The organism is Streptomyces sp. NPDC006487 (genome assembly GCF_042870555.1).
Lineage (GTDB): Bacteria > Actinomycetota > Actinomycetes > Streptomycetales > Streptomycetaceae > Streptomyces.
Map to the genome: position 1 here is coordinate 377,461 of NZ_JBIAHN010000003.1, position 11,715 is coordinate 389,175.

Here is an 11,715-nt window from a genome sequence, read left to right on the forward strand (position 1 = left end):
CCCGGGCGGTGGCCGCCGCCGGGTCAGAGCCGGGCGGCCAGCCGGGCCTTCGCCTCCGGCCATTCGGTGGCCAGCAGGGAGAAGTACACGCTGTCGCGCCAGGTGCCGTCCGGGCGCCGGCGGTGGCGGCGCAGGACGCCTTCGCGCTGCGCTCCGAGGCGGGCGATCGCGGCCTGGGAGCGGGTGTTGAGGTGGTCCGTCTTGAGCTGGACCCGGCCCATGCCGAGGTCTTCGAAGGCGTGGGTGAGCAGGAGCAGCTTGGACTCGGTGTTGACGGCGCTGCGCCAGTACGCGCGCCCGTACCAGGTCCAGCCGATCTCCAGCCGTTCGTCGGCCGCGCTGATGTCCAGGTACGTGGTCCAGCCGACGGCCCGGCCGCTTTCGAGGTGGATGACGGCGAAGGGGACGTACTCTCCGCGCTCCGCCGCCTCCAGCACGGCGTCGAGCTTGGCACCCAGCTCCTCCTGCGTCCGCGGCGCGGGGCCGCCCTGCCAGCGCCACACCTCCTCGTCTCCGCCGCCGGCCGCGTACAGGTCGGGGAGGTGGCTCCGGGTGAGCGGCTCCAAACGGACGTGGCGGCCGGTGAGCGTGGTGGGGGACGGCGACTTGGCCGACGTGGAAGGCATGGCGGAGACGTTAGCCGCTCATTGCGCTAGACACAAAACATTATTGCGCTAGTGCGTTCGCGGGAGTCCGGGCCAGCAGTACCGCCACGTCGTCCTGCGGGGCCTCCGGGAGGAGGTGCGCCAGGATCGTGTCGCAGAGGGCATCCAGCGGCTCCCCCGCGCCCCTCAGGGCGCCCGCCAGGCCTGCCATCCCCTCGTCCAGGTCCCGGTCCCGGGACTCGATCAGGCCGTCCGTGTAGAGCACGAGCAGGCTGCCCGGCTCGAGCCGGACCTCCTCCGTGCGGAACTCCCGGCCGCCCGTGCCGAGCGGGGTTCCCGGCGGACCGTCCAGGAAGGTCACGGCCCCGGCGGCCGTGACCACGGCCGGCGGCGGGTGGCCGGCGCGGGCGATGACGCACGCGCCGGTCGCCGGGTCGTGGACGGCGTAGACGCAGGTGGCCATCTCGTCCTCGCCGAGGTCGGCCACCACCGCGTCCAGCGAGCGGAGCATCTCCTCCGGGGTCACCTGATGCCGCGCCAGGGTCCGTACGGCTGTGCGCAGTTGGCCCATGACCGCGGCCGCGTGGATGCCGTGGCCCATCACGTCGCCGATCACCAGGCCGGTCCGGCCGTCCGGCAGCTCGATCACGTCGAACCAGTCCCCGCCGACGTCGTGGTCGCTGGCCGGCAGGTAGCGGCCCGTCAGCTCCAGGCCGGCGACCTCGGGCAGCGCGTTGTTGGTGAGGCTGCGCTGCAGGGTCAGGGCGGCCGCGCGCTGGGTGGTGTACATCCGGGCGTTGTCGATGTTCAGGGCCGCCCGGGCCACCACCTCGTCGATCAGCACGCAGTCCTCGTGGTCGAAGACCTCGCGCCCGCGCACCCGGGTCACCACGACCACCCCGAGCACCCGGCCGCGGGCCACCAGCGGGACCATGCGGGCGCAGCCGAGGGTGGCCAGGTACGCGCGCAGCGCTCCCGCGCGCGGATCCTTGATCAGGGCCGGGATGTCGGCGGTGAAGAGGTTCATCGCCACGCCCTCGGTGATGACCTGCTCGTAGGCGGTGCCCGCCGGGATCTGGAAGGTCTGCCCGGCGGTCAGCTTGGAGGTGGGCGCTCCCGGGTCCGGGAAGAGGGAAGCCAGGCGACGCAGCACGCCCCGCGTGGAGGCCCCTGCCTCGTCGGGGTCCAGTACGGCCTCCAGGAGCTGTACGTCGGCCGAGTCCGCGAGCCGCGGTACCAGCACCTCCACGATCTCCTGGGCCGTCTGCCCGAGGTCCAGCGTGGTGCCGATGCGGGTGCCGGCCTCGGCGAGCAGGGCGAAGCGGCTGCGCGCCCGCTCCGCCTCCGCCTGGGCGCGCTGCCCGTCGGTGATGTCGATGAGGGAGGCGATCAGGCCGAGCCGGCGCCCGGATCCGTCCAGCAGGGGGGCGTAGGAGCAGGACCAGGTCCGGTCGTGGTCGGGGTCGGCGGGGGTGCGGCCGGTACGGCGGACGTCCACGACGGCGGAGCCGCATTCCAGCACCTTGCGCATGAGCCGTTCGAGCGCGGCGGCGTTCACCCCGGGCACGACCTCGGTGAGCCGTTTGCCGACGTGCTCGGCGGCGGACACCCCGTTCATCCGGGCGAGGGCGTCGTTGACGCGCAGGAAGCGCAGGTCGGTGCCGAGGGTGCCGAGTCCGATGGGCGACTGGGTGAACAGGCTCTGCAGGGCGGCGAGCGAATCGCGCATCCGCAGGACCTCGGTGGTCTCCACGGCGATGAGCATGGAACCGGTGCGCCCCTGCGGATCGGGGGAGGGCAGGATCCACATCTCCATCGGGACCTGGTGGCCGTCGCGGTGGCGCACGGGCAGGGTGCCGACGACGGTCTCCCCGGCCTGGACGCGGCGGGTCAGCTGGTCGGCGAGCTCGTGGTTGGCGTCGGGGACGAGCACGTCGGAGCCCGGCCGGCCGAGGATGTCCTCGGGGCGGTGCCCGAGCAGGTCCTGGGCGGCCAGCGACCACTCGACGACCAGCCCGTCGGCATCCTCCCGCCACAGGGCGATCGGCAGCAGCTCGCTCAGTACGCCCGCGTACCCGACAGCAGCCACCGGCTGGTCCGGTACCTCGCTCGTCTCCTGGTACGTGTCCAATGCGCCGACCTCACCCCAGGGGGCCTGATTCCTAACGATTCACACTATCCGAGCCTTCGCTGACCGGCGCTGTGTCGCGCCGGATTCCGGCTTCGGGTGGAGCCGGGGCAGGATCACGGTGACCCACAGCAGGACGACGTACAGGATCAGGGCGCCCCACCAGCCGCCCAGCGGGCCCCGCTGGAACTGGACCAGGCCGGCGAGGGCCCCCGCGAACAGGGCGGACCCGAGGGCCGGCCCCCACCGCTCGGAGCCGGTGAAGAGCAGCGCGGCGGCGGCCAGCGCGAACAGCGCGCCGACCAGCAGGGTGCGCTCCCAGCCGTCGGCGCCGGGCGGGCCGGGCAGGTGGGCGCGCGGCAGCCACAAGCCGACGACCGGCAAGGCGGGCAGCAGGACGAGCAGCAGGACCACGCGCAGGGGCCTGCCCGGGACCCTGGAGCGGATCAGGGCCGCCAGGGCGGCCATCGCGAAGAGGCAGAGCGGGACGTGCCCGGGCAGCGAGGACCAGTGCCCGGTGCTGAAGGCGACGCCGGTCCACATCAGTGCGGCCGCCACCAGGGCCGGTACGGGTGCGAACAGGGCGACCACCGGCAGCAGGCAGAGCAGCGGCTTCAGCGCGGACAGCACCGCGCGCGGCAGCCGGGCCGCGAACCGTCCGGAGGGCTGGAGCGCGGGCCAGGCGATGAGCCCCGTGCGCACGACCGCCCGGCACGGATCGGGGGCCGTCAGGAGCCGGTCGACCCGTTCGGCGGCGACCTCCCCGAGCGCGTCGAACCCCTTCTTCAGGGCTCCGGGGGCGTCGAGGTCGGGCTCCAGGAACGACTGTGCCCGCGGGATCTCGCGCGGGCGGTTCCCGGAGGTGGGGCCTTCCCGGTGCAGGGCTGTCAGCAGGGGCAGTTCCTCGTCGAGGATCTCGCGCTGGCGGACGGCGGTCAGTACGTAGCGCACCCGGTCCCAGGGGCACATCCGCGGCCTGAGCCGCAGGGAGTCGGCCCACAGTGCGGCGAAGCGGGGGCGGAGGCCCGCAGCCGGGCTGCTACTCCCAGTCGTCCCAGGGCGGGTCGATGTCCTCGTCCTCCGGGCCGAAGAGCGATTCCTCCGCCCGCGGGGCCGGACTCGCCTGGGCGGGCACCGCGGCGGGGGCTGGGGCTGCGGGGGCGGCGGCGGGCACGGCCTGTGCGGCCGCGGCCGGCGCGGCCGCGGCGGCCCGGGTGACCGCCGCGGGGACCGCCGCCGCCGGGGCGGCTCCGCTCTCCGCCGCCGCGGCCCCGGCGCCGGGCTCGGGCCGCGCACCGTCCAGGGTCTTCAGGATGCCCTCGGCGTACTTGGCGAGCTTCGCCTCGCCGACTCCGCTGATCGTGCCGAGCTCCGCGACCGTGGCGGGCAGCTGCGTCGCGATCTCCCGCAGCGTGGCGTCGTGGAAGACGACGTACGCCGGCACGCCCTGCTCCCGCGCGGTCTCGGCGCGCCACGCCCGGAGGGACTCGAACACCGGCACGGCGGCCGCCGGCAGGTCGACCGGTACCCGGCCGCCCTTCCCGGAGCGCGCTCCGCCGGACTCCTTGCGGGACGAACCGGCCGCCGGCGCCGTCTCCTTGCGCATCGAGACGCTCCGGCGGCCGCCCAGCACCTCGCCGCTGGCCTCGGTCAGCACCAGCGTGCCGTAGTCGCCCTCGACCGCCAGCAGTCCCAGTGCCAGCAGCTGCCGGACGACCCCGCGCCATTCGTTCGTGCCCAGGTCCGCGCCGATGCCGAACACCGAGAGCCCGTCGTGGTCGAACTGGATGACCTTGGCCGTCTTCTTGCCCTGCAGGATGTCGATGATCTGGCCGGCGCCGAACTTCTGGCGCCGTTCCTTGGCCAGCCGCCACACCGTGGACAGCAGTTTCTGCGCCGCGACCGTCCCGTCCCAGGACTCGGCCGGCGTCAGGCAGGTGTCGCAGTTCCCGCAGTCCGGCGCACCGGTCTGCCCGAAGTACGCCAGCAGCCGGACCCGGCGGCAGCCGACGGTCTCGCACAGTGCGAGCATCGCCTCCAGGTGTCCGGCCAGCGCACGGCGGTGCGCTTCGTCTCCCTCGGAGCCCTCGATCATCTTGCGCTGCTGCACCACGTCCTGGAGCCCGTACGCCAGCCAGGCGGTGGCGGGCTCCCCGTCGCGGCCGGCGCGGCCGGTCTCCTGGTAGTAGCCCTCGACCGATTTGGGCAGGTCCAGGTGGGCCACGAAGCGCACGTCCGGCTTGTCGATGCCCATGCCGAACGCGATCGTGGCCACCACCACGACCCCGTCCTCCCGCAGGAACTTCGACTGGTTCGCCGCGCGCGTCCGGGAGTCCATGCCCGCGTGGTAGGGCACGGCGTCGATGCCCTGCTCGACCAGGGCGGCCGCCGTCTTCTCCACCGATGCCCGCGAGAGGCAGTAGACGACCCCGGCGTCCCCGGGGTGCTCGGTGCGGATCAGCTCCAGCAGCTGCTTGACCGGGTTGTTCTTCGCCACGATCCGGTACTGGATGTTCGGCCGGTCGAAGCCGGCCACGAAGTGGCGGGCTTCCTCCAGGCCGAGGCGCGCCGCGATCTCGGCGTGGGTGGCCTCGGTGGCCGTCGCGGTCAGCGCGATCCGCGGCACCTTGGGCCAGCGCTCGTGCAGCATGGACAGCGCGAGGTAGTCGGGGCGGAAGTCGTGGCCCCACTGGGCGACGCAGTGCGCCTCGTCGATGGCGAAGAGGGAGACCGTGCCCCGGTCGAGGAGCCGCTGCGTCCCTTCGGTGCGCAGCCGCTCGGGCGCCAGGTAGAGCAGGTCGAGCTCGCCGGCGAGGAAGGCCTGCTCGACGGCGCGCCGGTCGTCGGACAGCTGCGTCGAATTGAGGAACCCGGCCCGCACTCCGAGCGCGTTGAGGGCGTCCACCTGGTCCTGCATGAGGGCGATCAGGGGTGAGATCACCACTCCGGTACCCGCTCTGACCAGAGCCGGGATCTGGTAGCAGAGCGATTTGCCGCCGCCGGTGGGCATGAGCACCAGCGCGTCGCCGCCACCGGCCACGTGCTCGATGATCTGCTGCTGCTCGCCGCGGAACGAGTCGTACCCGAAGACGCGGTGGAGCACCTGCTGGGCGTCGGGGATCTCGACGGCTGCTTCCGAAGGGGTCATCCCAGAAGCCTAGCGACCTCCTCGGACACATCCGCCCGGATCCCCCCGACCCTGTGGATATCCGGGAGGGACCTCCCGGTCGCGTACGCGGCGGCGCGGCCGGGCGCCCCGGCGGCCCGACCGGTGACACAGTGGAAGATCTCCGGTATCCCAGGCCTCCGAGAGGAACACGCGATGTGGCAGCCCGACGGGTGGGACGTGCGCGTCCGCCTCGGCGTACTCACCCCGCACGCCGATGTCGGCCCCGAGTCCGAGCTGCGCGCCATGGCTCCGGCCGACGTGGGCCTGCACGCCGCCCGGGTGCCGTTCCGCGCGATGGGGCGCGGCGGCGCGATGGACCCCACCATTCCGCTCGCCCCCGTACGCGCCTTCGCCGAGTCCCCGCACGTGGACGAGGCCGCCGAGCTGCTGGCCGCCGCCCCGGTGTCGGCGATCGCCTACGCGTTCACCAGCTCGGCCTACGTCATCGGCCCGCGCGGGGAGGGGTACATGCTGGACCGGCTGCGCGAGCGCACCCACGGGCTGCCCGTGGTCGCCACCTGCGCCGCCACCGTCGAGGCGCTGCGGGCTCTGGGGGCGGGCCGACTCGCCCTGGTGGACCCGCCGTGGTTCGACGAGACGCTGAGCGACCTGGGCCGCGGCTACTACGAGGACGCCGGGTTCGAGGTCCCGTACGCCGCCCCCTGCGGGCTTCCCAGCGGGCAGACCCTCATCGGGCCGCGGGCCCTGCACGACTGGGTGGCCTCGCACGTGCCCGACACCGCGGACGCGGTCGTGATCGGCGGCAACGGCTTCCGCGCCGTCGGGGCGATCGAGGCCCTGGAGGCCACCCTGGGCCGCCCGGTCCTCACCGCGAACCAGGCGCTCCTCTGGGCGGCCCTGCGCGCGGCGGCCATCCCGACCACCCCCGTCACGGCCTACGGCCGGCTGTTCTCGACGGCCTGAAGGCCTCCGGCGCCTCCCCGGCCACCTGCGCGCCGGGCGCCGGGCCGAAATATGATGGGCCCGGGTCTTTCGCTCAGCGGAAGCAGAGGCACATGGACGTATCCCGGAGCGGTCCGTGACCCCGCGCCGGCCTCCCCGGCCCGCCAGCGCGGATCTGCTGAGCAAGCTGGGCCGGCTCACCGCCCAGGCGCGGGAGGGCGCGGAGCTGCAGCAGGCCCGGGTGGAGCTGGCCGAGGCCCTGCAGCGCGAGTTGCTCCCCGCCTCCCTGCCCGTACTGCCGGGGCTGAGGACCGCGGCCCGGTACGCGCCCGCCCGGCGCGGCCTGGACATCGGCGGTGACTGGTACGACGGCTTCCGGGTGGCGGGCGGGGCCCTCGCCTTCTCCATCGGCGACGTACAGGGGCACGATGTGGCGGCCACCGCCTTCATGGGGCAGGTCCGGGTGTGTCTGCGCGCCGTGGCCGCCGTCGTCCTCGACCCCGGCGAGGTGCTGAGCCAGGCCAATGACGTGCTGCTCTCGATGGACAGCGAGCTGTTCGCGACCTGCAGTCTGCTCCGCTTCGATCCGCGCACGTGGGAGCTCCAGACGGCCCGGGCCGGCCACGTCCCCACCGTCTGGGCCACCGTCGACGGCCGGTACGGCGTCGCCGAGGACGCCGGCGGTCCGCCGCTGGGCACGGTCTCCGGGGCCCGGTACCCGGTGACCCGCCGGAGGCTGACGGAAGCGGGCTCCATCGTCCTGGTCACCGACGGGGTGGTCGAGGGGCCGTCGTTCCCGATCGACGTGGGGCTGGAGCGCGTGGCCCGGATCGTCGGGGAAGCGGCGGGAGCCGATCCCGAAGAGCTGGCCGCGGAGGTGATGAAGGTGGCCGATTTCACCGGCCACGCCGACGACGCCGCGGTGCTCGTCCTCAGCCACGACGCGTCCGGACCACGCTGACCCTCCCCCGGCAACCAGCAGCCCGTCCACGCGTGTCACGCCCTGCCGAGGCGCCCGGGCCGTTGTCTGATGCAGAGGTGCGCACCGTGGAATGGCGACGTCCGGCCGAAGCCCTCCTTCGGATCCTCGGGGTCGCCGTCGCCTACTACGCGACCGGTCGGCTCGGCCTGCTGCTGCACGTGAGCGTCGACGGGGCGGTCGTCACGCCCCTGTGGCTGCCCACCGGGATCGCCCTCGCCTGCCTGCTGTGGTTCGGGCCCCGGATCTGGCCGGGCATCGCGCTGGGCACCTACCTCGCCATCGAGCGGATCAGTACGTTCGATCTCGTCGATCTCGGAATCCTCGCGGGCAACACCCTCGCTCCGCTGTGCGCCTACGCGCTGTTGCGCCGGGTGGGCTTCCGCCCCGAACTGGACCGGCTGCGGGACGGGCTGGCGCTGGTCTTCCTCGGCGGTCTCGTGCCGATGCTGATCAGCTCCACCACGGGGACCTGGACGCTGGTGCTCACCGGCGACCTGCCGCTGGCGAGCTTCTGGCCGGTCTGGTCGGCCTGGTGGGCCGGCGACACGATGGGCATCCTCCTGGTGACCCCGCTGCTGCTGGTGCTGCGCCGGGCCCGGCTGCCCCGGGACCCGTACCGGGCGGCCGAGGCGGCGGCTCTGGCGGTCACGGTCGGCGCCGTCACCCTCACGGCCACGCGCAGCTCCCTGTCCCTGCTCTTCCTCGTCTTCCCCCTGCTCATCTGGGCCGCGGTGCGCTTCCGGCTCCCCGGCAGTGCGCCGTGCGCCCTGCTCGTGTCCGTCATCGCGATCACGGCGGCGACCGACCGCGCCGGACCGTTCGCCGGCCACACCCTCTTCGAGGTCATGGTCAACCTCCAGGCGCTCAACGGAGCGGCCGCCCTGACCGCGCTGCTGCTGGCGGCCCTCGTCACCGAGCAGGACAACATCCGCCTGAAGATCGAGGAGGTCTGCGAGGACCTGGCGGACGTGGTGGCCCGCCTGGCCCCGCCGAAGGACTGACCGGCAGCCGGACGCCGCGAGTCCGGCCTGATCGGCGAGGTCCGAAAGACACCCCCCTAGGCCGGCAGGACCGCCCGCCGTGCGTCCGCCGGGTCCAGGACCGCCGCGATGCCGCGGGCGAGGCAGGGGATCCGGTGCGCCGGGATTCCCGCGATGTTGATCCGCCCCGAGGTGGTGCCGTAGATGGCGTGCTGACGGCGCAGCCGGAGCATCTGGTGCGGCGTGAGCGGCAGCATGGAGAACATCCCCTTCTGCCGTGCCAGCGACCCCGCCTGTTCCGTACGGCCCAGCGCGCTCAAGTGGGCGGCCAGATCGGCCCGGTTGGCCATGATCCGGTCCCGCATGACGTCCAGTTCCGCCCGCCAGGCGGCCCGCAGGCCCTCGTCCTCCAGGATCGTGGTCACGACGGCCGCGCCGTGCTCGGGCGGCATCGAGTACAGGGTCCGGGCCGCGTTCTGCAAGGCCGTCTCGGCGTGCCGCACGGACTGGCCCGTGGCGCCGAGCACGATCGCGCAGCCGACGCGGTCGCTGTAGAGGCCGAAGTTCTTGGAGCAGCTGACGGCGATCAGCATTTCCGGCACGCGCTCGGCCAGCATCCGCGTGGCCAGCAGGTCGGCTTCCAGGCCGTCGCCGAGCCCGTGATAGGCGAGGTCGACGAAGGGCACCCAGCCGCCGTGGACGGCCGACTCGGCCAGCGCCTCCCAGTCCTCGGGGAGGGGGTCCACGCCCGTGGGGTTGTGGCAGCAGCCCTGGAGCAGGACGACGTCGTCCCGGCGGGCCTCGCGCAGTTCCCGCAGCACGCCGGCCGTGTCGAAGCCGCCCCCGGCGTCGCGCCAGCCGTACGGACGGACCTTCAGCCCGGCGGCCTCCAGGATGGGCCGGTGGTTGACGTAGGCCGGATCGCTGACCCACACCGTGGTGCCCGGGCGGGTACGCCAGATCAGATCGGCCAGCAGCCGAAGTGCGCCGGACCCCGCGACGGTCTGCACGGCCGCGGCCCGGTCGCCCGCTCCGCCCGGGCCGGGGCCCAGGACCAGGTCCAGCAGGGAGCGGTTGAAGGCGGCGTTGCCTGAGAGCCCCCGGTACTCCTTGGACTCCGAGCGCTCTGCCAGACGTATCTCCGCCTCGCGTACGGCGGCCATGACGGGCGTGGTTCCCGTCTGGTCCCGGTAGACGCCGAGCACGAGGTTCAGGCGTTCGGGCCGGTCGTCGGCGCCGAACTCGTAGGTCAGGTCCCACAGCGGGTCGGTGGGCGGCGGCGGGAGGAGCTCAAGCATCTGCGGGAACCTCGGGTCGTGGGCGGCGGTTGGCGAGGACGACGCCGGCGGTGATGAGGGGGACGCCGATGAGCACGGCGGGGGTCGGGGACTCACCGAGCAGGGGGACGGCGAGCAGGACGACGGCGACGGGGCTGAGGCTGCCGACCACGGAGCTGCGCTCGGCGCCCAGCCTGCGGATGGCGAAGGCGTACAGCAGGCCCGCGCACAGCCCGACTCCGAGTCCCTGCACCACCAGGAAGAGCACGATGTCGCTGCCCGCGGCGTGCGCGATGCCCGTCGGGAGCACCCCGGTCAGGACCAGGAGTGCGATCACCGCGAAGGAGGGCAGGCACAGCAGTCCGATCGAGCCGACGGGGTCGAGGTCCACCTCGCGCAGTCCCACCGTGTAGAGGGCCCACAGGCCGCTGGCCACCAGAAGCGTGCCGGTCCCCGCGAGGACGTCCGTGTCCACCGGAACGACGTAGCGCCAGACGAGGGCGACCACACCGGACGCGATCAGCGCGAGCCCGGCCGCCTGCGTTCCCCGGGGAACCCCGTGTCCGCGGCGGACCATGATCCCGGAGACGAACAGCGGGACCATCCCGGGGACGATCGAGCCGACGAAGGCCGCGGACGTCAGCGCGCCGCCGTGCATCGCCGCCAGGAAGAAGGGCACCCCCGCACCGCAGATGATCTTGAGTGCGACGCCCGGCCGCACCGCGGCGATGCGCCGACGGCGTCGCCACAGGGCGGGGAGCAGGACGAGGAGGGGGACGCCGAACCGCAGCAGGGCCGCGTCGGCGGGCAGGAGGGAGGAGGCGCTCAGCGCGCGGGCGCTGAGCGCGAAGGCCGCCCAGATGGCCACGGTCAGCAGGAGTGCCAGCATGCCCTCGGCTTGCGGGGAGAGCCCGAACCGGCCGGGGTGTCCGGCCTTCGGGCCCGCCGCGTCGGGAGGCGCGGTCGCCGGGGTGGTGTTCGTCGCGACCAAGGAAATTGCTCCAGCCTCTGAGAGCGGACCGGTCCGGTCCGTTCCAGGGCAACGCTAGGGCTTGGGGCGGGGCAGTCGATTGCCAGTTCTGCCTCTCAGACATACGTTTGGGGCAGAATCTGCCAAGGAGTGGCCATGGACGCAGTCGATCTGCAGATCATCAGGGAATTGCAGGCCGACGGGCGCCTGTCCAACCAGGATCTCGCCGACCGGGTCCGGCTCTCCCCGTCGCCCTGTCTGCGCCGGGTTCGGCGCCTGGAGGAAGCGGGCCTCATCCGCGGCTACACCGCCATGGTCGACCAGGTCGCCTTCGGACTCCCGGTCACCGTGTTCGTCCGGATCCGCCTCGAACGCCACACGGCGGAGGCGGTGAGGCTGTTCGAAGAGCACGTCGCGGTGATCGAGCACATCCAGGACTGCTACCTGATGGCGGGGAGCAGCGACTACCTGCTCCGAGTCGTCATCGAAGACCTCGAAGCCTACGAAGCCCTGGTGCGTCACCGGATCCATGCCATTCCCGGCATCGCCTCGATCGAGTCGAGCTTCGCGTACGGCAGCGTCAAGCAGTCCAGGACGTACCCGCGACCCACCCCGGGCGCATCGAGGCGATCAGCGTCCTCCTGAGCCGGTCACGGCGCTCCCGACCCGGTCACCGCGGCACGTGCTCACGGGACCCGGCC

The 11,715-nt window shown here is 73.4% G+C and carries 10 protein-coding genes; 4 read left to right on the top strand and 6 right to left on the bottom strand.

The window, feature by feature from the left end; translation table 11 throughout:
* Window positions 1-23 precede the first annotated feature (23 nt).
* The 4 genes from ACFYM0_RS06895 to recQ form a co-directional block, all read right to left on the bottom strand.
* A complete protein-coding gene (locus tag ACFYM0_RS06895) occupies window positions 24-626 on the bottom strand; it encodes a GNAT family N-acetyltransferase (RefSeq protein WP_388497421.1) in 603 nt (200 codons plus the stop codon).
* Window positions 627-666: 40 nt separating this feature from the next.
* The gene (locus ACFYM0_RS06900) at window positions 667-2,736 is read right to left on the bottom strand and encodes a SpoIIE family protein phosphatase (RefSeq protein ID WP_388497424.1); all 2,070 of its coding nucleotides are present in this window, start codon (window positions 2,734-2,736) and stop codon (window positions 667-669) included.
* A gap of 39 nt (window positions 2,737-2,775) precedes the next feature.
* Window positions 2,776-3,684 (bottom strand): hypothetical protein, encoded by a 909-nt coding sequence (locus tag ACFYM0_RS06905; protein WP_388497427.1) that lies wholly within the window; start codon window positions 3,682-3,684, stop codon window positions 2,776-2,778.
* Window positions 3,685-3,772: 88 nt separating this feature from the next.
* Complete coding sequence (recQ, locus tag ACFYM0_RS06910; protein WP_388497429.1) at window positions 3,773-5,881, bottom strand: DNA helicase RecQ; 2,109 nt, start codon at window positions 5,879-5,881, stop codon at window positions 3,773-3,775.
* A gap of 174 nt (window positions 5,882-6,055) precedes the next feature.
* Between recQ and ACFYM0_RS06915 the strand changes: the two genes are divergently transcribed.
* The 3 genes from ACFYM0_RS06915 to ACFYM0_RS06925 all read left to right on the top strand — a co-directional run bounded on the left by ACFYM0_RS06915 (window position 6,056) and on the right by ACFYM0_RS06925 (window position 8,788).
* Window positions 6,056-6,826 (top strand): maleate cis-trans isomerase, encoded by a 771-nt coding sequence (locus tag ACFYM0_RS06915; RefSeq protein ID WP_388497432.1) that lies wholly within the window; start codon window positions 6,056-6,058, stop codon window positions 6,824-6,826.
* Between the two features lie 115 nt (window positions 6,827-6,941).
* Window positions 6,942-7,766 (top strand): PP2C family protein-serine/threonine phosphatase, encoded by an 825-nt coding sequence (locus tag ACFYM0_RS06920; protein WP_388497433.1) that lies wholly within the window; start codon window positions 6,942-6,944, stop codon window positions 7,764-7,766.
* 77 nt (window positions 7,767-7,843) lie between these two features.
* Window positions 7,844-8,788, top strand: a complete 945-nt coding sequence (locus ACFYM0_RS06925; protein WP_388497735.1) for an MASE1 domain-containing protein — start codon at window positions 7,844-7,846, stop codon at window positions 8,786-8,788.
* A 56-nt stretch (window positions 8,789-8,844) separates the two neighbouring features.
* Here the strand turns inward: ACFYM0_RS06925 and ACFYM0_RS06930 are convergent, their stop codons facing one another.
* On the bottom strand, window positions 8,845-10,065 hold the full coding sequence (locus ACFYM0_RS06930) for an aromatic amino acid transaminase (RefSeq protein WP_388497435.1): 1,221 nt from the start codon (window positions 10,063-10,065) through the stop codon (window positions 8,845-8,847).
* Entirely contained in the window at window positions 10,058-11,035 is a 978-nt protein-coding gene (locus ACFYM0_RS06935) for a DMT family transporter (protein WP_388497437.1), read from the bottom strand. The genes ACFYM0_RS06930 and ACFYM0_RS06935 overlap by 8 nt, the downstream gene beginning before the upstream one ends.
* Window positions 11,036-11,170: 135 nt before the next feature.
* On the opposite strand from ACFYM0_RS06935, the gene ACFYM0_RS06940 reads away from it, so the two are divergent.
* Complete coding sequence (locus tag ACFYM0_RS06940; RefSeq protein WP_388497440.1) at window positions 11,171-11,659, top strand: Lrp/AsnC family transcriptional regulator; 489 nt, start codon at window positions 11,171-11,173, stop codon at window positions 11,657-11,659.
* Window positions 11,660-11,715: the final 56 nt, after the last annotated feature.

Bases quoted from the DNA above. Each gene is read 5' to 3' on its own strand.
- ACFYM0_RS06895 (WP_388497421.1), bottom strand. From the start codon at position 626: ATGCCTTCCACGTCGGCCAAGTCGCCGTCCCCCACCACGCTCACCGGC.
- recQ (WP_388497429.1), bottom strand. From the start codon at position 5,881: ATGACCCCTTCGGAAGCAGCCGTCGAGATCCCCGACGCCCAGCAGGTG.
- ACFYM0_RS06915 (WP_388497432.1), top strand. From the start codon at position 6,056: ATGTGGCAGCCCGACGGGTGGGACGTGCGCGTCCGCCTCGGCGTACTC.
- ACFYM0_RS06930 (WP_388497435.1), bottom strand. From the start codon at position 10,065: ATGCTTGAGCTCCTCCCGCCGCCGCCCACCGACCCGCTGTGGGACCTG.
- ACFYM0_RS06940 (WP_388497440.1), top strand. From the start codon at position 11,171: ATGGACGCAGTCGATCTGCAGATCATCAGGGAATTGCAGGCCGACGGG.